The organism is Streptomyces sp. NPDC044061 (assembly GCF_056434305.1).
Map to the genome: position 1 here is coordinate 1 of NZ_JBWKFL010000073.1, position 20708 is coordinate 20708.

The following is a 20708-nucleotide window of genomic DNA, read 5'->3' on the forward strand; positions in this document are numbered from 1 at the left end:
GTGATCCGCAAGACCGGACCCGCCACCTACGCCCTCGCCTGCTGACCGCGACGGACCTCGACACCGACCACAAGATCCTTAACTTCCCGGTCTTGACTCTTGGACCGGTGAAGGAGAGCCCCGCATGTCGATGGTCGGCAACCTGCGCAACGTCGCCCGGCTGACTCGGCACAGCCGTCGCCGCGTGGACCTCAGCCACCCGGCCCGCTCCCCGCTCGGCTCCAGCGTCGTCAACTGCGTGGTCTACCTCGACGGCATCCGCCAGCCCGTCACAGACACCGTAGAGGAGGCAGTCCGCAAGGTCCGTCGGCACGGCCACGACTTCGTCTGGCTGGGCCTGCACGAACCGACCGAGACCGAGTTCGCCGAGGTCGCCGACCTGTTCGACCTCCACCCCCTCGCCGTCGAGGACGCGGTGACGGCCCACCAGCGGCCCAAACTGGAAAGCTACGGCGACACCCTGTTCGCCGTCTTCAAGACCGTCACCTACGTCGAACACGAGCAGCTCACCGCCACCAGCGAGGTCGTCGACACCGGCGAGATCATGGTCTTCACCGGCCCCGACTTCGTCGTCACCGTCCGCCACGGCCGCCACGGCTCCCTCGGCCCCCTCCGCGAAGACCTTGAAGCCCACCCCGAACGACTCACCAAGGGCCCCTCGGCCGTCCTGCACGCCATCGCCGACCACGTCGTCGACGACTACCTGACCGTCACCGACGCCGTCCAGAACGACATCGACCAGGTAGAGACCGACGTCTTCTCCCCGCTCGGCTCCCGCACCGACGCCGGCCGCATCTACCAGCTCAAACGCGAACTCATCGAACTGAAAAGGGCAGTCGTCCCGTTCGCCCGCCCCCTGGAAACTCTCTCCACCACCCCTCTGCGCTCCGTCGCACCGGAGATACGCGTCTACTTCCGCGACGTCGCCGACCACCTCTCCCGTGTCACCGAGCAGATCACCTCCTTCGCCATCCTGCTCGACTCGATCCTCCAGGCCCACCTCGCCCAGGTCGCCGTCGCCCAGAACGACGACGCCCGCAAGATCACCGCCTGGGCAGCCGTCATCGCCGTACCCACCATGGTCTGCGGCGTCTACGGCATGAACTTCGACCACATGCCCGAACTCCGCTGGCGCTTCGGCTACCCGCTCGTCCTCGGCATCATCGCCACCGCCTGCTTCCTCCTCCACCGCGGCCTCAAGCGCTATGGCTGGCTGTGAGAGGCCGTTGCCCGGGCACCCTCGACAGTGGCGTGCTCGGCCTGCGCCCTGGCACGAACGGTGCACTTCCCAAGCGGTGGCATCGGCAGTACGGCACAGGTCTGCTACGGGAGCCGATGAAAGCCCAAGCCGCACTCGCCTCAAGGCGAAGACCTGATGCTTGCAGGCCAGTGGCGAGGAGGATCACTCCGGACTCGTCGCCGGTGCCCTGAGCGCTATGCGTCGCGGCACAGGTCAACGGTGAGGTCGCCGAAGGGAATTCCCAGAAGGAGCCGGTAAGTGAGCAGCGCCGCCGGGGCCCGCGCAGGGGACACTCGCGTGCCCACACTGTTCTCGCCACCCGCAGCGACGCCCGTCCGGCTGTCGCAGCCGTCCGTCCTGGAGAGCTGGGACGCGACCGGCCACCCGAACCAGCAACGTCTGCGCGCCTACCTCGACTCCGTCGCAGCTCTCCTCGACCCTGCCCTCACCGTGGGCGGTACTCACCTGCAAGCGCCACGCCGCCTTCTCCACAATCAAGCCGTCGGACCGGCCACACCACCGGGCGCAGACCGCGCCGCAGTGCCACCCTTGCTGTCCGTGCGCACCAGCGTGTCCGCCACCACTGCCGCGTGGAAGGAAGCTATCCACTAGGCGAGCAGCTCAGCCGGAACCGGCTCCGGACGGCCCACTAAGGATCCAGCTCTGTTTGCGGGTGTCCGCCAGACGCAATTGGTCCACACTCTGCAAGCTGGCGATCGATGCGTTGGGGCCGCTCCTCGGAATGCCGGATCCTGACCACCCCTTCCGGCCCAGCGACGATCGCATCATCGATCTCGCCCTGCACCGCAACCTCGATGACTCGCTGGGCCACGACGTCGTCCTCGCCGCTTGGTGCAGCCCCGTCAAGTCGCTCGTCGCGTAGCTCGGGCAGGGCTCTTGAACGAGAAGTGACATCTGCCCGGACAACAGGCAGGGGAAGATTTGGCACGAAAAAACCGAGCCTGCCCCTACATGTCGGCACCCGCGAACCTCCCCCCGGAGTATCAGGCGCCTTAGCCTCGATCCACCGACGCGGCTCGAGGGTGATCTTCTGAGGGGTTTGTGAGCGGGGTTCGGAGCGTTGGCCGGGGGTGGGCAGGCGTTATCCGCTGGTCTGTCCAGCTCTTCCACGGTGGGGTTCCGGTCGGGGCCCTGGGGGCCGGGGTGAACAGGGGCCTCAGGCTGCCTCGGGTGGTGCGTGGAGGGTGGCGAACAGTTGTTTCCAGGCGTGCTGCCAGGGCCAGTTGTTGGGCAGGTGCAGGGTGATGCGCCGTGCGGAGCGTGCGAGACGGGCCGGGACCTGGATCAGGTGGGCGCGCAGGGTGGCGGTGGTGGCCCTGGCGTGGAAGGCCGAGGTCAGCGCGCCGGTGGCCCGCAGCAGGTTGTAGGCCATCGCCCACAGGATCAGCCAGGCCGCGTTGGCGTTGAAATGCCCTGAGGGCAGGTGGGCCAGAGCGGAGGCTTTGCCGTCGGCGATGACCTGTTCGACGACGGCGTGGTGGCGGTGTTCCCGCTCGGCGTGGAGGGTCTCGGCGGGGTTGTCGGTGAAGAACGGGTGGTAGCGCCAGACGGGGAACAGTTCGCCCTGCTCGCCGACGGTGGCGGGTTTGGCCAGGTCGCGGACCCGGCGCACGATGAGGCGGGCGGTGACCTGCTCGCTCTTCTTGCGGCCGGTGAACGCGGTGTAGGCGGGGATCTCGGCGACCTCCGCGTCGAAGATGAGCTCGCCGGTATCGGGGTCGGGCAGGGCGGTGGGGTAGGTGATCTGCTGCCATGCGGTGTCGTCGATGGCCAGGACGGCCCGTTTGACGGCAGGGTTCATGCCGCAGGTGATCGAGAAGTGGGCCCCGGCCCGGCGGCAGGAGGCGATCACGCGGGCGTTGTAGAACTGGGAGTCCGCCCGCAGGATGCGCACGCCGGTGCAGCCGGCCTCGCGTGCGGTGGCCAGTGCCTCGCTGACCAGCTTCGGCGCGCCACGCGAGTCGGCCGCTTTGCCGCGGCGCATCCGCACGGTGGCGATCACCGGCCGGGAGGTGGGGGTGCAGATCGTGGCGAGCAGGGGGTGCAGGGTGCGGATGCCCCTGAACCGGCCGTACTCGGCACCCTGTTTGGTGCGGCCGTAGACGCGTTTGTGGGTGGAGTCGACATCGATGAACGCCTTCTCACTCGCGCCGGGCAGCAGCGGGGTGTGTGCGGTCAATGCGGCCAGGAACTGGCGGTGCACGGCGTGGAGTTGGAGCGTGTGGCCGTGGGTGAACGCGCGCAGGAACGTGCCGAGGGTGGACGGGGCACGGATCTGGCCGAAGAGGGCCGGCATCGCGCCGTGCCGCAGGACGTCCAGGTCGTCGATGCTGTCCGCGCCCGCGACCATGCCGGCCACGATGCTGGTGACCTTGGCGTCCGCCGCCGCACCCGCGCTGTTCCTCGCTCCGCTCAGCTTCACCTTGTCCGCCACCAGACGGGCCAGCCCGCACCGCTCGGCCAGCCGCATCACCGGGACCAGCCCGGCATACGCGACCAGATTCGCGTCATCGAACGCGGCGGACACCGCCGCAGCGGCATGGGAAGATTGCATCTCGCGGATGCACTCCGATTCTGTGGACATGGAACCCTAGGAAGTCCCATCGTCCCAGCTCAGAGGGCATCCGCGTCTTCATGTCCAAGCCCTGGACCGGCCATTGCCTGGTGGATCGAGGCTTAGCCCCAACCGGGGGTCACACTCTCCAGCGTAAGCCGAGTCTGGGGCGTCACCGGTAGACACCGGAAGTCACGAGATCAACACTCCTGTAGACGCTGACTCCTGCCAACGCCACGAATCGGCCACGAACCATGAACATCCCTCACCGTCGTGCCCGCAGGTCCCCGCACTGACGCTTCACCAGAGCCCGCGTTGGAAAGCCCCTCGCGATCACGCCCTCGGGGCGCGATGGCCACCACGTCTTCACAGCGGCACAGGCCGCCTACCCGCTGCTGGGAGAGCCGTCCCGGTTTCACAGCCGGGCCTCGGCCACACGGTATAACCGTGTCGGAGGCCAAGCACTCAGGCCACCGGGGCTGGCGCCACTCACTTCCGAACCTCACAGTCGACGGGGAGTAGCTATGACGACGATCGGGTTGGCCGCAGCCATCGAGGAACTGCGGCAAGAGCTCTACCAGGCCCAGGCCCGGGGGGCACAACAGCAGTTCGCCTTTCAGATCGAGGAAGCCGAGCTGGAGCTGCTGCTGGAGCTACGCAATGACGCCAAGGGCGAGGGGAAGCTGCAGTTCGGGGTGGCGACCATGGGCGGGGGCGGATCGCACTCCTCGGCCCGCGGGCACAAGCTGACGCTGAAGCTGCAAGTCAAGGACCGGGCCACGGGCGGAGCCAGCCCCGAAATCGGTCGCCGACAGTCCGGCTCCTGGGATGACGAGGGCTGACTTGGACCGCCGAAGACTGGCCCTGATCCGCGGCGGTGACGCGGGCCGGTTCCTCTGCACCGGCACCGGCTATCTGATTGGGCCTCGCCTGGTACTGACGGCCCGGCACGTCATCGAGGAGAGCAAGGACACGCCATGGGCCAAGATCGAAGTGCATGTAGGTCATCCCCAAGACCCCGACGTGCACCGTTGTCCGGCATCGGTGCGCTGGACTGACAGTGAAGAACGCGATGTCGCTTTGCTACTACTGGACGACGAGCTCGACGTGCCCGGAATGGTGCGCTGGGGCTGTCCTGTCGGCAACACCCCGCTGTCCTATCAGGGCCTTGGGTACCCTTCGGCCGCCTTCAGGGACGGGCAGAACAAGGTCGAGTACCTGAGTGGGAAGCTGCCTCCTCAGGCCGGCGGTGCCGGCACCCAGGACCTGTATGTCCTGGACCAGGAGTCTGCGCCGGACATACGTGCGGACGGCGAGCAGGCCTGGGCCGGGGCTTCCGGCAGCGCGGTCTTCTGCCAAGACCATCTCGTCGGCGTCGTCATCCACAATGACCACGCGTTCGCGAACCGCCGCCTGCACGCCTGTCCCGCCCGTACCTTCACCAGCGACCCCGCATTCGCCACACTCCTGCAACGTTACGGCGATGGCCCCCCTGAGCTCGTCGACATCAGATCCGCACCGATCAGCACAGATGAGTCGAAGACTGAAGGACCTGGCCCCGAAGCCGGTCCGCAGTCAGCCACAGAACCGACGGCTCCGAAACGCAACCGCGCGCCAAGCCGCCACCCGGTCACGCTCGACGGCAACCTCGATCTCCTCACACGAAGGGTCCTCGCCGACCTGGAACAGGACCAGGTTCAGCAGCAATTGCGGAGCGGGCATCCGTTGCCCTTGCGTTGCCGAGCGGCACCCGAGGAGTTGACCGGTCGGAGGAACGGTGCCCGGGAGACTTCGGCGGCACTGGCGAAGGATTCCCCGCTTGACCTGGCAGGTCCCCTGAAGAACATCGCGGCTGTCTACCTGAAGGAAAGGCGCAGCCAACTGCTGGTGCTGGGCCGGGCCGGTTCGGGGAAGACTGTCCTGATCCGGCGCTTCGCGCAGACCCGGCTGGAAGACGCTGACTGGATCGGCAAGGGACCAGTCCCGGTGATCTTCAGTCTGGGATCATGGGACCCCACCGTCACGTCCCTGCGGGACTGGCTGATCGACCGCCTGGAGCGAGATCACCCCTTCCTGGCCAGGCGACTCCCATACAGAGGGACATGGGCCGCCGAACTGATCGTAGGGGGCCACGTGCTGGCGATCCTGGACGGGTTCGACGAGATGGCGGAGGACCTTTACGAACCCGCGCTGCGGCACCTCCGGGCCTTCAATCTGCCGCTGCTGCTGACGAGCCGCGACGAAGCGCTCAGAGGCATCAAGCCAAGCGAAGGGCTCTTTCCGGGGATCGAACTGACCGACCTCACCCCCGACGACTGCTCCGCCCGCCTCGATGCCTCGACCGGGTGGGCGCCCGTCCTGGACCGGTTGAGCAGCCACTCCGGCGAACCGGCCGCCGCCCGGCTCGCCGCCGTCCTGACCACTCCCCTGATGCTCACCATGGCCGAGGCCTTCCACGCGTCCGGTGGCAATCCTGCATGTTTGCTGGAACTCGCAGAGTTCAGCTCCCAGGACGCGCTGGAGAAGCGCCTCCTAGACGCCTTCGTCCCCAGGACGTACGACCCCATCCTCAACCTGTCCGTCCCGAAACGCCGACGCTGGAGCGCCGAGCGCGCAGGCCACTGGCTCGGCTACCTCGCCACGCACCTGATGAAACAGAAGGCGGACGCGCAGAAGCCCGACGCACACGTCATCGGCGCACATGACATCGAGTGGTGGCAGCTGGGCACGACCATGAGCCTGCCCACGCGCATGGTCGTCTCCGGGGCCCTGTGCGGGATCGTGTCGGGGACGGCGGTCGCACTCGTCCACGCCCTCTTGAGCGACCCTGCGGGGGCGCTCCTCACCATGTTTCTGAACGTGCTGGGAATCGGTCTGGCCTTCGGGCTCGTGCACGGAATCGCGTCGAAAATCGAGGCCAGCGGCGCGTTCAAGCCGTCCCGCATGCAGATCCGGGTACGAGGCGAGTCGAGAGGGGTGAGGTCGAGGAGAGTGCGGGAGAGTTTCCTCCCCAGAGTCGGCGCCGGACTGGCTGGCGGACTGGTTTTCGGGATCGTCTTCGGTGGCGGAGTCGCGGTCTACTCGACGCTCCTGTCCTGCCCCTGGCCCTTGGTCGCCCTGTTCTTCGGTAACTGGCTCATGGTCGGGGTCCTACTCGGACTGGCGACCGGGATCGTCCTCGCGCTGGTGGCCTGGTTCGAGACGGACACCAAGCCGGAGGAATCAGTCAGCGCGACGGACCTGATGCGCACGAACCGCACCATCGTGCTCGTCCAGGCGGCCGCGGTGGGGCTGGTCCTCGGGCTCGGATACGGCACCGCTTTCACGTATTTCAACGGCTTCGCGCTCGGCCTCCCTGCCGGGATCGGGGCAGGAATCACGGCCGCGGTCGGGGTCGGCACGCTGACCGCGTGGGGCCGGTGGGTGGTCCTGGTCCGCCTCTGGCTGCCCCTGTCAGGACGCCTCCCCTGGAGGGTGAACGCCTTCCTGGACGACGCCCGCGCGAGAGGCGTACTGCGCCAGGCCGGCGCGGTCTACCAGTTCCGCCACGCACGGCTGCGGGACCGCCTCGCCGAGGCCCACCGGCAACACGAACAGTCGACGGAAGGCGGGAGCCAATGAGCGCCAGGCGCGACACGGCCCGCGGCTGCACGCGGACGTACAGCACCGGAGCGGCGGCCCTGGGAGTCGCCTGAGCGGTGACGGCCGTACTGGGCATCATGGCAACCTGGGGTACCCCGTCCGCCTCCGCGCGCAGATTTCTCCGAGATCACCCCAGATCAGGGGGCTACCGCGAGCCTTGGCGTTGCTTTTTCGGCGAGAACTACTGGGACCCCTAGAGAAAGATCAGGTTCGCAGCCACTTCGCGGGCCGGCTCCGGGCATTGCCGGAGCCGGGTGGATGCCGACATCACCGATGACCGCTCCGGCGCGGATGCGTATCGAGTGTGACGCCTTGGTGCGTTGACGCGCTGTACAGGGTGGACCCAGGGTCCCGTGAGGCACGCCCCCCGTTCCGGGGGGCGCTCGCGTGCAGGGGCAGGCAGGCCATCCCCCGTCGCCTGCCTGCCCCTGCACGGCCTTTCCCAGGCTGTCTGACAACCGCCGGGGCGCCCGATAGCCTGGGCACGCTGCAAGCCAAATGATCATTGATCGTGAGAATTCGGGTTTGCGGTAGTCAAGTGTCGTCGTTTGGGGTGGGTGCAAAAGGTGCTGTTGGCGGACCGCTATCAGCTGGAAGAGATGCTGGGGCGCGGCGCGATGGGCGAGGTGTGGCGAGCAGCGGACCAGCTCCTCGGGCGCCAGGTGGCGGTCAAATTAATGCGGGCAGAGGAGGCTACGGACAGCGAACGGTTCCGACTGGAGGCACAGACAGCCGGACGGCTGAACCACCCCCATGTCGTGAGTGTGTACGACTTCGGCTCCCATGCCGGCCAGTCCTACCTGGTCATGGAGCTGGTCGACGGCTGGAGCCTGGCCCAGGAACACTCCCTGCGCGGCGCCCTGGCCCCCCAGGAGGCCGCGAGCATCGCGGCGCAGATGGCCGCCGGGCTCGCCGCCTCGCACCGTCAAGGAGTAATCCACCGGGACATTAAGCCCGCCAACGTGATGCTCTCCACCGATCGCACCGTGAAGATCACAGACTTCGGGATCGCCCGCTTCGCCGACGAGGCCGCCAGCACCCTGACCGCCACCGGCAAGGTCCTGGGAACCGCCGACTACCTGGCCCCCGAACGGGCCCTGGGACGCCCCGCGCTCCCAGCCTCGGACGTCTACTCGCTGGGCTGCGTGCTGTACGAACTGCTCACCGGCCGGCCCCCGTTCCGTGGCGCCACCTCGCTAGCCGTCGTCCAGCAACACGTCGACGCCGCCCCGCCCCCGCCCGCCCAGCTGCGCCCGGACATACCACCGCCACTGTCCGAGTACGTGCTGCGCCTACTGGCCAAGAACCCCTCCCACCGACCCACCGCCCAACAGGCGGCCCAGTGGCTGGGCACGCAGGAACAGACGCCCTCCCCTACCGCGCCGAACAGCACCGCCCTCCTGCCAACTCCCCCCGTCTCCTCACCGCCGACACCGCCACACCCTGCCGACGCCCGCGCATCGCACTCCCGCCCACGCCGCAGTCGCAAGACGGCCCCGAAAGCCGTACTGGGCGGCGCAGCCGTCGCCCTGTTCGCGGCGGCCACCGCCTTCGGCGCCTCGCTGAACTCCGATACCGACAGCCCCTCGACGCCCACGGCGCCCGCACCGACGGCCATCACCTCCGCTCCCGCCGACGCCACGCCATCTGTTGCGACTCCGTCCACAGCGCCACCGCCACAGGACCACGGAAACGAGGAGGGCCGCAAAGGGGCGGGCAACCACGGCAAGGGGAAGGGAAGAAAGTCGGACGACTGAGCCAGGGCCCGATCCCGGGCCTCCAGTGCGCCACAGACGGCTCGATAATCGCCATTCGACCGGCAGCCGCCACCAACAGCTGAAGTCCTGACAGGTCCACTCCACCGTGCCCAGGGAGCGCACGTGCCCGACGACGTGACCGTCCAGCAAACCACTGCGGACCTGTTCTCCACACCGCATGCCCTGACCGCTGCAGTCGACGCCCTGCCCGTCACCGCAGGCCTGTACGCCTGGTGGGCACCACCGAAAGTACTGGCCGCCTTCCAAGGACCCGCCAACTCCAGCGATGACGAGCAGCGACTGCTCTACCTGGGCAGCGCCAAGCGGTTGCGCCCGCGCATCGCCTCGAACCACCTAAGGTACTCCAGACGCTCCACCCTGCGCCGCACCCTGGCCGGACTCCTCATACCCACCGAGGGATACCGCACCACCTGGACCGACCGAGTCGTGGAGATCATCGACGTCGTCACAGACGGCCCGCGACCTGGGTACCGTCGAGGGTAGAAGCCCCGACGGATGGAGCACGATGCCTCGCCGCCTGCTGGACCGCTGGCGCCTCTCCTCTAGGGGGGAGCGCTGATGCTGGAAGAAGCCGAAGAGATCGGCCGTCGCGCACGCCGTGCCAGGCTCCGCCTCGGCATGACGCAAGCTGACCTCGCTGCTGCCCTGGGTAAGACGCAGGGCTGGGTGTCCAAGATGGAACGCGGACACATCGAACTCGATCGCGTCGGCCTGCTCAACCTGCTCGCCTCATCGCTGCACGTACACCCGAACGATCTGATCGGACGGCCGTACAACAGCTCCCCGGCCGAGAATCTGTGGCAGGTCTCTGCCGCAGCAATCATGCGTGAGCTGCGCCGTTACGACCTTGCTCCCGTCTTCAACGGAGCGCCCCGCCCGGCCGGTCAGCTGTGGCAGGAAACCACCCGGCTGCACCGCCTCCGTGATGCTGCCGCGAACGACGCGATCATGCAGGTGCTCCCTGATTTGTTCCGCGAGGCTCGCGCTCTGGCTGAAGCCGCCACTGGCCACGAACAGGAAGAGGCGTACGCGATCTACGCGGTGTGCTGCAAGTTCGTTCACACTGCGGCGCACGCGCTCGGACACCCGGAGTTGGTTGCGATGGCCTGCGAACGGGCCGCCTGGTCCGCACGGCTGTCGGGCGACCCGGTGATGCCTGCTGTGGCCGACTGGATGCGCGTGTGGGACATGTGGGCTACCGCGGACTGGGATGACTCCATTGCCCTGTCGGACAAGGCGATTCGCAGTGTGCAGCAGGAGTATGACCGCGGTGAACCGTTGGCCGTGCGGGCGTGGGGGTCACTGCAACTGCGCGCGGCTGTCTCGGCTGCGAGGGCCGGTCGCAAGGCCGAAGCGAAGGACCGGATCAAGTACGCGCGGGGTGCGGCCAAGAGGATGGTGGAGGCCGTCGGACCTCCGGTCTATGAGCGTCACAGCCTGACGTTCTCGCCGGGCAACGTGCAGATCCACGCGATCAGCGTCGCCCTGGAGATGCATGAGCAACGCGAGGCGCTGTCGATAGACCGTCGCACGAGTAAGGAGCTGATCGAGTCGCTTCCCAACTCCCGTCAGGGCCATCACCACATGGACTTGGGCCGCGCTTGGCTGTGGGATGGGAACCGCGACAAGGCGCTGAAGGAGCTGGTGAAGGCCGAGCGCATCGCCCCCCAGCTCGTCCGTAATCACCCCATCGCCCGGTCAACCCTGCGCAGCATCGTGTACGCCGAGCGGGCGAGCACCCGTGAGAAGCTGCGGCGTATGTCAGACCGTTTCCACCTCGACGGATAAGGGCATATTCCCGCGGTTCATATTGGGCCCCGGAGATATTCCTAGCTTCGGGGCATGGCCGAACGAACAGCGAAGCAACTTCCTGCCTCGGGCGTTGAGTTAAGCGCTGGAGCTCCGTTTCACCCCCGCCTCGGTGACCTGGCGCTCGACCTCGCCAAGAACGGAACGATCGGCGTAGTCGTCGCGTTACCGAGCGACACCTCGGCGTCGTACCAACTGCGTCCGCCGGGCGGAGGACAGGACTGGCGGGCCAGAGCGGACGGGACCACTCTGCGTCCCGTGCCGGTCCCGGTCACTCACGTCACGCCCATGCAGCGAGACGCCATCTACGATCACCGCGCCCAGCAGGCCGCGCTGCCGGTGACCGTCCACTACGAGGACAGCGGCGCCTGCGAGACGCTGCTCGTGCTCACCCCAGCGCAAGTCGAGCTGTACTCGATTCAGTTCGCACGGCTCATCGCAGCCAGGGAATCGGCAAGGGAACATGCGCGGTGAGCCCGGCCGTGCTGACGCTCGCCCCGCCGACCTCTGCACGTGCCTCGATGCGGTCGCCCATCGCCTTCCGCTGTGAAGCCACCGCCCACGATCTCAGCGGCTCCCGTGAGGTCCTTCTCGCCACCTACCGTGGTCGTTCCCCACGGCTCGCCGCGCGCTGGTTGCGCGCGGAGTCTCACCACCTCGCCTGGCTGCTGTCGCCGGACCCTGATGCTTTGTCCCTGCGGGACGCACCTCTCACGACCGCTGGTCCGGACGTGCCTCGCCCTGACGCTGAGCTGCGTGCGTGGGCAGAGAGCGACCACGCGTACGAGCACGCATTGCGTTCACTCGCCGCGGGCCGCGCGTTCGTATTCAACGTGACGGACTACGACGCCCGGTACTCCCTCCGCGTGTATCCGTTGCCCACGCGCCGACCATCGCCCCCGCAAACTCCCGTCCCCGCCCGGCGCCCACCCCACTCCCCAGCGGGGACGGGGCGCCATCGGAGACCCCGAGGGCGGCGCACGTTCCGATGACTCCCGCCCCCGCGCTTTTCCTGGTTCCCCCCAGCGCGGGGGTGGGTCCAGCACTCGCCCGCTGAAGCACACACGCCGCCCTGCGGCGCAGTCCTGCCCATCTACCGAGGGGAAGACGTGGTGACCACCTATCCCGTATCGCCGAACACCGTGCTCGCCAACGCGCTCACGAGTGCAGAAGACCTGCTCAGGCCGCACATCATCAACGCGGAGCCCGAGCGGATCGTGTTCGTGGTGGGAACGCAGATCAACGGAGCCCCGCACATCGGAACGTCCCTGGTCCAGTCGCTCACCTTCGCCACGGCGGCCCGCATCCGCGACCGGTTCGGCATCCCGGCCGTTGTGCAGTTCAGTGCTCTGGACAACGCCCCATACGCCATCGTCGCCGACAAAGAGAGCAGTCACCGCTACCAGCGGGCCTACGCGCACGCCCTCGGCGCGGCCGGCATCGCCGAGCAGATCGACAAGCTGTACCGGCCGCTGTTCGACGTGCTCTCCGAGCGTCTGAAGGTGCCGTTCTCGGTCGAGACGTACACCCAGCAGCAAGCGGTCCAAGCCTTCCGGCGGACCTGGCTGCGGGTGCTGCCACGCATGGGCGCTGCCCGCTGGTACCTGTCCCCGTCGTCGGGTGTGCCGCACGTCCGTGTCCCCTGCCCGCGTCCCGACTGTGGGTGGGCCGAGAAGTACGCCGAGCGCACACGCATACGTGACGACGGCTTCGACCGGGCAACGGTCTCGGCCGTGTGCCTGCACCATGGCGAGTACGAGGTGGTCATCGAACCCACCAAAGGCGGATACCTGGACCTGGCCACCCTGTACCGGAACATGGTCAAGGAACTGATGATCAGCGGAGCAGTCGGCACGCTGTACGTCATGGTCAAGGGCAGCGACTGGATGCCCGGCTGCATCCTTGTCGACGGTGCCCTACAGGCAGTGGGCCTCACCCGCGGGCAGTTGCCCGCCCGACTGTTCTGCCCCCAGGTGGTCACGGACACGGGCGCGAAGCTGTCCAAGTCCCTCATCCGCGAGGGGCGAGCACCCTTGCCTAACGGTGCGGCCCCGTGGATGCTCGACACCCGAGAGTGGCCCGGCTCGTTGGGTGAGTACGTCGACCGCATGCTCGGTCTGACCGACGTGTTACTCGCCGACCCCCGCCACTTCTTCCGCTCGTACTCGGCTGGTGAACTCGGCCGGCTCATGTCCACTGCAACAGCTAGGAGCGTTCCCGCCCGATGACGGAAACAGCCGCCGCGCGCGTCCACGAACTGAACCTCTATCGCCGGTACTTCGGCCTCGTCGCCGCCGGTCAGAAGACGATCGAGGTGCGGGTGAAGTATCCACACCTCGAAGACCTGGCCGCCGGAGACGTCATCCGCTTCCGCATCAAGGGCACGGACGAGAGCTGTGACGTCCTGGTGAAGCGGGTCACGGAGTACAAGACGTTCGAGGAACTGCTCGACGGGGAGGGCCCGGCAAACGTCAACCCGGCCTCCTCTCGCGAGCAGCAGCTTGCCAACATCCGCGAGATCTACCCGGCGGAGAAGGAAGCGATCGGCGCGCTCGCCATCGAAATCGAGCTGCTGCCCCAGTAAGCCCGCCCTGTCGCCCTTGCTCCCGGGAGAGGGTGGTATGGCTCCCCTGGCGCCCGTCGCTCGCCGCCCGTGGCGCGATCGGCGGGCGCCAACAAGAGACCGGACCACCCCTCAGCCTGCGGACTCTGGTGCACAGGCCGGTGCAGCACCGGGTTACCAGTTCTAACTCCGCAGCGACCGATAGCGCACCCGACGTACCGACACCGAGCCGCCCTGTCATCCGTAAGCGGGCGAGCTGCCATGGCTGGCCGCACTCAGATCACCTCGGCGGGGTGAACCGGGGCAAGGCCAACTGAGCAGGCCGCGTGCAAGTCGCCGAGGAGTTCGCTCAGCCACCGCTCGGCAACCCGTTGGCGGGCGGCCTCCCCCGTCTTGCCGACCGCGTCCCGTGCCTTGGCTGTGTTCGGCTGCCGCTGCTTACGACGCTCGGCCGCGGCCGCCATCCGTGCGGCCTGCTCGGCGTCCGGGTGCTGCCTGAGCCTTGCGATCGCCGACCGCTTGCGCCGGTCGCGCAGCTCCTCGATGAGCCGACGCCCGGTGTACGCCACGGAGACCTCGTCCAGGCCCTGCTCACGCAGCTGACTCAGCCGGTCCTCCAGCACGGCTCGGGTCGAGCGTGCACATTCCTGCCGAAGTTCGTGCAGATCGGGGGCGTCGTCCGCGTCGAACCGCAGCACGACAGCGAAGTCGACCGCCTCCTCCAACGCCGCCTCGATTCCCCGCCGCTCGGTGCAACCCAGACACATACCGCCGGCCTCCGGCAGCCCGCAGTCCTCGCACGGCTTCGCCGCCCGAGCCCGCTCCGCCTCGGTGAAAGCTTTCCGCTTCAGCTCGTACGAGGCCTCCCGCATCGACTGCTCCGCCATGACGCGCACACGCGCTGCAGCCTTGCGAGCCGCATTCTCGCGCACGGCTTCCTGCAGCCGCCGTTCGATCTCCCGGCGCACCTCGCTTTCGGCAAGCACCAGCCGACCGGACAGCCGTGCCTCACGGACCCGGTCCACCACTGCCCGCCGCAGCGCGCGGTGGTCCCCGACCTGCACATGGCAACTCTCGCACACCCCTGAGGTGTCCATCCGCAGGCCGTCGTCGCAGATGGTCGACCAGCAGCCGGGCCGCTGTGGCAAGCCACGCTTCAGCATCCAGCTGACCAGATCCAACACCGGACGCGGACCCTGGGCGTCCAACCGGCGCTCCAGCCGCTCGGCCAGCACCTGCTGTGCAAGCTCCGGTCCCACGAGACCGCGCAGCTGTGCGATCTCGCTCCGCACCTGGTTCGCCAGCCATGTTCGGGTACTTGCCCGGGCGAGCTGAGACCACAATCCAGCTACCGGCGCCAACGCAATACCCAGCTCCGCTGGCACCGACGCTGGGCGCTGGAACATGACCTTCTTGCCGTTGGCGTCGTGGTGTGCAGGGTTGATCTCTTGTTTTTCCCCGCGCAGCGGGCCACCTTCAGTTACCGATGCGGTAGCCCTCGTCGCACTGCCGGCCTCTTCGGGCTCGCGCACGCGCTCCCGCCGAGGACCTGCGCCCCCGACGGCAGAGCCGGAAAACCCCAACCCACGTCCACACTTTTCCTCAACCTCAGCCAGCCCAGCGTGCTCAGTGTGTAGGGACGCGGCAGCGGAGCGCCCTCCAGCGTGGGGCCGGACGCCCTCACATCCACTGCCGACAGGGCGCTGACCTGGGACCTTGTCCTTGGCGCCGAGTTCGGGATCTCCGGGTGCAGTAGCGGGGCGCTCCCCTGGGGGGTCTGCGTACGACCCGGAGCCCCCCGCCTTCGAGCCCAGAGGCGACGACTGCTCCTCGTCACCCACCGGCTTCTCGGCTGTGCACGCTGGGCAGACGGAAGGCACGGCTGGTCCCGCCACGTTCTGCTGCGGCGAGAGGCGGGAAGCAGGAGCACCAGGAACACGACCTCGAGCCGTCGCGGCGGTGACGGCCGGAATCCGCAGCAGCTGCTTGCCCCGCATCCCGGAACCCGTATGGCGCGCCGGCGTCTCCACGACCGCCCAACTCCGCAGCCTCCCCAAGACCTTGCTCGCCCCCGACACCGAGCATCCCAGTAGGCGCGCCAGCGTCGCAGCGCACCGCCCACGGCCGTCCTTGACTGTTCCGCCGACCAGCGGAACGGTGCCGTCATCGCGCGAGTGCAGGACCAGGAGCAGCAGGGCCAGCCGGTCCGTCGCCGCGGCGCGGCCTCGGCGTCCCGCGAGCAATCCCGTCGGCGTTTCACTGTGTGCCCAGCCGGGCGCGAACAGCGCTTCCAAGAGGGCCAGGAGAACGGCGAACTCCTTCTTTGTCAGCCCCAGCGGAGCCCCGAATTCACCACGCACCTCCCACAGGGGTTCCAAACGGCAGGCCACACCCTCCACCCGGCCGCTTGCCGTGGTGACGACCTGTGTCGTCACGGCCCCCGTCTTGACCAGAACCGGCAAGACATCGTGATCGACGCTCGACTGCGTAACACCGAGCCACCGGCCCAACTCCCGGGCTGTCGTGAGGACCTGACAGGAACGATGATTCGTCTTCGCCATCAGTACCAGCGATGCCAGAACCTGCGTGTGAGTGCAGTCGGCCAGCCGCGGATCGGCGACCAGCGCCCGGACTGCGGCGTAGAGCCGCGTCCGCATCGATCGTCGCAGCGAAAGAGGGTTGGCAGGTCTAGAGGGGATCTGCTGTGGTCCAGGACTGCGACGCGAAACCTTTGAGGCTTGAGGTGCACGGCGGCTTGAAGGGTGTCGTGTGATGGTTTGTCGTGGTTCAGGCTGAATTGCTGTGCCGGTTTCAGGCATGACAAAACTAGCCTCGTCATGGGCAGCCATGAGTAACTCCCGGGCGAGGAAGGGCATTTGAGGCAAACCCTCATCACGAACTGGCGAACGCTGAAGGCTCAGCCAGACGAGGGCAGGGTGTGAACTTGTGAAGGGGAGTGAGCGCCACCACCTCTGGGAAGGCTGCTGGGAGGCCCGAAACGCGGACCACTACCGGAGCGAGGGATCACTCAGCTCGGGTGGACCGCGGGGCACATGGGCTCTGAGGTGGCTGTGGCCGGCGTACGGCGCGAACAGGCACGCCTGGGCAACACCGAGGGGCAGGGCAGCCCTGTGGGGCGTGTCGGCTGTCTGCGGGTTACCTGAATGCGCGGATACGGAGGATGAGCCCTCGGGGCTGAGGTGATCTGAAAACCCTGCTGAAGGAGGGCTGGCCCCCGCATGTGCGGGGTGCATGGCTACCAGTTTTCGGTCTCGTGAGAGGTAAGACACATCTAGCCGAGACTCCTCCGTGTGGAGACGTCTCGGCTGGCAGGCTGGTAGCCTCGTGGGTGGCGAGAAGAGGCTATGAGCCTGTTCGGGGCGGCACCCACTGTTTGCGGCAGATGGGTGCCGTTTCCTTTATGGGGACTTTCGCCCTACGCAGCTATCACGGTTTGCTCCTCATCGTCGGGCACATCGGTGCCTGCTTCCCTGAGGCGCTGCTGCAGGCTCTGGTACCAGGTGCCGACGGGCAACACCCGGATGGGAACGCCGGCATCTACGGCGTTCTCGCAATATCTGAGAAGCTCATGATCTTTGGTGACGATCTCGACTTCGTCGGGGAGCGCCACGAGTCGTGTTCTCGGGTCCACCGGCACGGCCTCAGCGTTGAGCAGCAGCTCTGCGACTTTGCGCACTGCATCCCAGTCGCGCTTGAGGGCCTCGGTCGTCCGCCGGTCCTGGTTGTCGTCGCGATTCGTTGAGCGAGTGGCGCCCAAGGCGGCGGCCACCTGAGCGAGTACCACGTCCTGCGGTCGGAGCGCATTGGCCTCCGGGATCAGGTCGATGCGAGCCAGGTTCTTGAGCGTGCCGGCGCTTACTCCTGACCATTCCGAAACCGTGCGCTGGGAGATCGTCCCGTTTCGGCGCACAGCTGACCGGCGTGGTGGCACCTCATCCTCCTCGTTGACCTCGGTCACACGTTGCAGGGAGCGCGATTCGATAGACCCTCGCGCACCCACCGTCGACGATCATACGACCCTCTCGCACCTGGCGTGCCATCACTTAACGCATCTAGGGCCCCGATTTGCAAACACCGCGGGCAGGACACGCCGAGCGTCCGGGTAACTTTTTCCGAGCAGTGATCAAAAGTGCCAGGTCAGAGGGCTGTTGGCGTGGGGACGAGGCGCGGCGCGCGACACTCGAGTGGTCTGCGGAGGAGGCGGGGCGGCTGACCAGGCAGCGAGGCGTTGATCGGAAAGTGCAGGACCCTCGCGCAGTCTGACGGCGGGATTCGCAGGTTGATGCAGCAGCGTCTGACGTTTGTTGAGGGAGGCTCGCCCCTTGGTAGGCACCGAGAAGAGCCGCAACTGCAGGCGCACTCGTAGGGATGGAGGGCGCGGCAGCGGCAGCACTCGGAGGGGGCTCGGCAGCTTTGTGTCCCTGTGTCCCTTGCCGTGTCCCGCGCCGTGTCCCTAATTGTGCGGTTGTGAAAAACCGAGAGGCGGGCCCAACTGGGCCCGCCTCTCGGATCTGTGACTACTCGCTAGGTCCTCGCCGCGGTGCCACCCGCTGGAAAGGACGTCAGTGTGGAGACGCAGAGTCAGCCGTCTGGGAAGTTGCTGGGATCCAGCTCCCTCAAGTACGCCTCAATGATCACGTTGATCATGTGGCCGTGCAGACCATTCGCCTTGGCGAGGGCCAACTCATCGAGCATCCCGTCCAACCACTGGTTGTTGTCCGAGGAGATGCTGTAGTGATTCGGCGCCTCGAAAGCGTCCTCCTCACCAAGATGAAGGTCCCGGAACTGAGCCGCTTGATCGATGAGTGTCTCCACAGAGGCACCTCGACCGTACGTCAGCGCAGCATCCACATAGTGGCTCGGCTTGAGATCACGCAGCCCCAGACGACGCTTGTCGGCCACCATCTGACGTGTCACCGCTTCCGAGACAGCAGAGTGAAGCCGCACGTTGCGCTTGGGCCTAGCAGGCCTCCCCGGCCGCGCTGACTTCGCCTCCCTGTAGCTAGTGGCGAGATGCATGTACGCATGGGGAAGATCCTGGACCTTCTGCGCAAGGACAGGCGGAAGCGACTCAGGCCGGCGGAGCTGAGGTTGGGCCGGCCCGCTCGGGAAGGCCGGGGCGCTTGCCGCACGAGGCGCAACATCTCGGCTGCTCCGATGTACGGGGGCCTGCATCCGCACGGCCTCGGTCGGAGCAGGACCGGATGCAGCACGGTGGTCCACCACGGTCGTACCGCTGGCACCGCCACGCACACCGTCCGCCGGTTGACTGACCACGCTTTCAGCGACAAGGAGAGGACCGCTCTCTTGCCTGGGACCGCGGTGCGTCCCGACGCCGACGCTCGGAGGCGTCACTAGGGCTCCGTCTGTCGCCTCAGGCGGAGCCTCGAGCGTCTCGGCAGGGCCAACGGCCGACTCGAGGGATGCACTAGGCCCAGGCAGCGCCACAGGGACCTCTCGAGGCTCTGCCGACGTAGGGACAGAGGCGCTAGGCCCAGGCAACACGGCAGGCATGTCGCGGGGTTCTGCCGACGTAGGGACAGAGGCGCTAGACCCAGGCAACACCTCAGGGACGTCACGGGACTCTGCCGACGTAGGGGTCGACAGCGGAGAAGGCTCCTCGGCTGATTCGGCTTGAGAAGCGACTTCTGCCGTCTCGGGCTCACTGGCAGGCGACTGAGGCGCTGTAGCGGCCTGGTGGTCGTCCGTCTCGGAGGGCTCGTCCGAGTGATTGATCTCGGTGAGCTTGCCGGAGTCGGAGAGGGCGGCAAGAGCAGCGAAGGCACCTCCCGCCTTAGCGGCCCTCCGGCGGGGAGCTGGCTTCTTCTTAGGGGAGTTGGGGGGATTGGCCATGGTCGTCAGTCCTCGGCCTTCTCAAGTTCCATGATCTTGTCTGCCGGCACACCGAGGGCCTCAGCCAGCACGGAGCTGAAGAACGCGAAGTCCTGAGGGATCTGTCCCCACGTGTCAGCGATGCCCTCCAGGAAGGGCACGGTGCCCTGGAGAAGGTGGACGTTCGTGAAGGGCTGTGGGTGGTCAGGCGTCTTCCCTGCGATCAGATTCTCAATGTAGTCGCGGCCGCTGGTGTAGCTGACTCGCTTCGGGAAGGACCGCGCGAGGAGTACGTGAAGGTCGATCTCCTCACCCATTTCCTTCAGGAGATCGAAGGTAGTGGTCAGCTGGACAATGTCTCCGACGTGCTGCTGCGTCGGCACAATCCCGCGCTTCGTCAGTGCCCAAGCCGTCTTGAGGACGCCCTTGTCGGTAGGTCCAACGTCAATGATCAGGTGCTTGAAGCCCTTGTCCATCAGGTCGTTGACGTTCTTGGACATCGAGGAGCCCGTGTACTGCACGACAGTTACGGAAGCCGGCCAGTCGGCACCGGCTGCGGCCTGCCACTTCAGGCACGTGCGGTTCGTGTCGTCAGCGTCGACGAGGAGAACGTTCTCGCCTGTGAGGGCGAGGATGAGCGCGAAGTACACCGAGAGCGTCGTCTTCATGACTCCGCCCTTGGCGTTTCCGTTCGTGATCCGCACGCCCCCCGGAGTGTTGAGGCAGGCGATGACCGCTGTCCGAAGTGGCTCGGGGAGCGAGTCGATCATCTCCCTGAGGCCACTGTGAAGGTCGGCGGGAAGCTCGAGGGAGGGCTCAGACTTCTGCAGGGGGATCGACACGCGTGGCTCTACGGTCAGAGTGCTTGCCGCATCCATGGGCGCTGCGTGGTCCGGGCCGGAAGAGACCTGCTCGTTCATGAGAGGGGAACCCCAGTTTTTGAGTTGGCGAGTGGCTATGCAGCGAGCCTGATGTCCCGAGAGATCCATAAGGCGGCTGCCCAGTGTTCAGCCAACGTCGATGCTCCTCATTGCGGTGAGGCCCGAGGGGAGCCCCAGGGCGATCGGTGATGAGTCACGCAACGACTCTCAACTCTCGCCAGTGGTGTCCCACCCGGATGCCACCCAGCGTGCGAACTGCCTTCTGTGGTCGATCTCGACTCGGTGGCCTCTCCGTTGGCGGACCCACCGTACCAGAGCGGCGCCTTGTTCTTTTGAAAGAACCCCCTCCTCTCTACCGGTTGTCGTG

General features: G+C 67.1%; 16 protein-coding genes. 11 read left to right on the forward strand and 5 right to left on the reverse strand.

From position 1 onward, the window contains the following. Nucleotides 1-124 precede the first annotated feature (124 nt). From AC07CM_RS46885 to AC07CM_RS46895, 3 genes are all read left to right on the forward strand, one after another. Entirely contained in the window at nucleotides 125-1219 is a 1095-nt protein-coding gene (locus tag AC07CM_RS46885) for a magnesium and cobalt transport protein CorA (RefSeq protein ID WP_478882695.1), read from the forward strand. 318 nt (nucleotides 1220-1537) lie between these two features. Beyond that, nucleotides 1538-1852, forward strand: coding sequence for a hypothetical protein (locus AC07CM_RS46890; RefSeq protein ID WP_478882696.1), 315 nt, complete (start codon nucleotides 1538-1540; stop codon nucleotides 1850-1852). A gap of 130 nt (nucleotides 1853-1982) precedes the next feature. Next, the gene (locus AC07CM_RS46895; protein WP_478882697.1) at nucleotides 1983-2123 is read left to right on the forward strand and encodes a hypothetical protein; all 141 of its coding nucleotides are present in this window, start codon (nucleotides 1983-1985) and stop codon (nucleotides 2121-2123) included. A 294-nt stretch (nucleotides 2124-2417) separates the two neighbouring features. Here AC07CM_RS46895 and AC07CM_RS46900 read toward each other — a convergent pair whose 3' ends face one another. Next, nucleotides 2418-3815, reverse strand: coding sequence for an IS1380 family transposase (locus AC07CM_RS46900; RefSeq protein ID WP_478882713.1), 1398 nt, complete (start codon nucleotides 3813-3815; stop codon nucleotides 2418-2420). Between the two features lie 524 nt (nucleotides 3816-4339). Between AC07CM_RS46900 and AC07CM_RS46905 the strand changes: the two genes are divergently transcribed. The 8 genes from AC07CM_RS46905 to AC07CM_RS46940 all read left to right on the forward strand — a co-directional run bounded on the left by AC07CM_RS46905 (nucleotide 4340) and on the right by AC07CM_RS46940 (nucleotide 13628). Next, nucleotides 4340-4657 carry a trypco2 family protein gene (locus tag AC07CM_RS46905; RefSeq protein ID WP_478882698.1) on the forward strand — a complete coding sequence of 106 codons (318 nt, stop codon included), beginning with the start codon at nucleotides 4340-4342 and terminating at the stop codon, nucleotides 4655-4657. Between the two features lies 1 nt (nucleotide 4658). Continuing rightward, on the forward strand, nucleotides 4659-7436 hold the full coding sequence (locus AC07CM_RS46910; RefSeq protein WP_478882699.1) for a trypsin-like peptidase domain-containing protein: 2778 nt from the start codon (nucleotides 4659-4661) through the stop codon (nucleotides 7434-7436). A gap of 587 nt (nucleotides 7437-8023) precedes the next feature. Next, nucleotides 8024-9214, forward strand: coding sequence for a serine/threonine-protein kinase (locus AC07CM_RS46915; protein WP_478882700.1), 1191 nt, complete (start codon nucleotides 8024-8026; stop codon nucleotides 9212-9214). A 123-nt stretch (nucleotides 9215-9337) separates the two neighbouring features. Continuing rightward, nucleotides 9338-9718: a GIY-YIG nuclease family protein gene (locus AC07CM_RS46920; RefSeq protein WP_478882701.1), complete on the forward strand. Its 381-nt coding sequence runs from the start codon at nucleotides 9338-9340 to the stop codon at nucleotides 9716-9718. A 75-nt stretch (nucleotides 9719-9793) separates the two neighbouring features. Further along, nucleotides 9794-11023 (forward strand): helix-turn-helix domain-containing protein, encoded by a 1230-nt coding sequence (locus AC07CM_RS46925; RefSeq protein WP_478882702.1) that lies wholly within the window; start codon nucleotides 9794-9796, stop codon nucleotides 11021-11023. A gap of 54 nt (nucleotides 11024-11077) precedes the next feature. Beyond that, nucleotides 11078-11518 carry a hypothetical protein gene (locus AC07CM_RS46930; RefSeq protein ID WP_478882703.1) on the forward strand — a complete coding sequence of 147 codons (441 nt, stop codon included), beginning with the start codon at nucleotides 11078-11080 and terminating at the stop codon, nucleotides 11516-11518. A gap of 638 nt (nucleotides 11519-12156) precedes the next feature. Next, on the forward strand, nucleotides 12157-13272 hold the full coding sequence (locus AC07CM_RS46935) for a hypothetical protein (protein WP_478882704.1): 1116 nt from the start codon (nucleotides 12157-12159) through the stop codon (nucleotides 13270-13272). Beyond that, on the forward strand, nucleotides 13269-13628 hold the full coding sequence (locus AC07CM_RS46940) for an ASCH domain-containing protein (RefSeq protein ID WP_478882705.1): 360 nt from the start codon (nucleotides 13269-13271) through the stop codon (nucleotides 13626-13628). Before AC07CM_RS46935 ends, AC07CM_RS46940 begins: the two co-directional genes overlap by 4 nt. A 254-nt stretch (nucleotides 13629-13882) precedes the next feature. Here the strand turns inward: AC07CM_RS46940 and AC07CM_RS46945 are convergent, their stop codons facing one another. The 4 genes from AC07CM_RS46945 to AC07CM_RS46960 all read right to left on the reverse strand — a co-directional run bounded on the left by AC07CM_RS46945 (nucleotide 13883) and on the right by AC07CM_RS46960 (nucleotide 20380). Beyond that, the gene (locus tag AC07CM_RS46945; RefSeq protein WP_478882706.1) at nucleotides 13883-15139 is read right to left on the reverse strand and encodes a hypothetical protein; all 1257 of its coding nucleotides are present in this window, start codon (nucleotides 15137-15139) and stop codon (nucleotides 13883-13885) included. Between the two features lie 1904 nt (nucleotides 15140-17043). After that, nucleotides 17044-17586: a hypothetical protein gene (locus AC07CM_RS46950; protein WP_478882707.1), complete on the reverse strand. Its 543-nt coding sequence runs from the start codon at nucleotides 17584-17586 to the stop codon at nucleotides 17044-17046. Between the two features lie 623 nt (nucleotides 17587-18209). Then, on the reverse strand, nucleotides 18210-18533 hold the full coding sequence (locus tag AC07CM_RS46955) for a hypothetical protein (protein ID WP_478882708.1): 324 nt from the start codon (nucleotides 18531-18533) through the stop codon (nucleotides 18210-18212). 953 nt (nucleotides 18534-19486) lie between these two features. Further along, a complete protein-coding gene (locus AC07CM_RS46960) occupies nucleotides 19487-20380 on the reverse strand; it encodes an AAA family ATPase (RefSeq protein ID WP_478882709.1) in 894 nt (297 codons plus the stop codon). Nucleotides 20381-20708 lie beyond the last annotated feature (328 nt).

Excerpts from the sequence above, each read along its gene's own strand:
- AC07CM_RS46885 (WP_478882695.1), top strand. The coding sequence starts at position 125 with ATGTCGATGGTCGGCAACCTGCGCAACGTCGCCCGGCTGACTCGGCAC.
- AC07CM_RS46895 (WP_478882697.1), top strand. The coding sequence starts at position 1,983 with ATGCCGGATCCTGACCACCCCTTCCGGCCCAGCGACGATCGCATCATC.
- AC07CM_RS46900 (WP_478882713.1), bottom strand. The coding sequence starts at position 3,815 with ATGCAATCTTCCCATGCCGCTGCGGCGGTGTCCGCCGCGTTCGATGAC.
- AC07CM_RS46905 (WP_478882698.1), top strand. The coding sequence starts at position 4,340 with ATGACGACGATCGGGTTGGCCGCAGCCATCGAGGAACTGCGGCAAGAG.
- AC07CM_RS46925 (WP_478882702.1), top strand. The coding sequence starts at position 9,794 with ATGCTGGAAGAAGCCGAAGAGATCGGCCGTCGCGCACGCCGTGCCAGG.
- AC07CM_RS46930 (WP_478882703.1), top strand. The coding sequence starts at position 11,078 with ATGGCCGAACGAACAGCGAAGCAACTTCCTGCCTCGGGCGTTGAGTTA.
- AC07CM_RS46940 (WP_478882705.1), top strand. The coding sequence starts at position 13,269 with ATGACGGAAACAGCCGCCGCGCGCGTCCACGAACTGAACCTCTATCGC.
- AC07CM_RS46955 (WP_478882708.1), bottom strand. The coding sequence starts at position 18,533 with ATGGTGGCCGACAAGCGTCGTCTGGGGCTGCGTGATCTCAAGCCGAGC.
- AC07CM_RS46960 (WP_478882709.1), bottom strand. The coding sequence starts at position 20,380 with ATGAACGAGCAGGTCTCTTCCGGCCCGGACCACGCAGCGCCCATGGAT.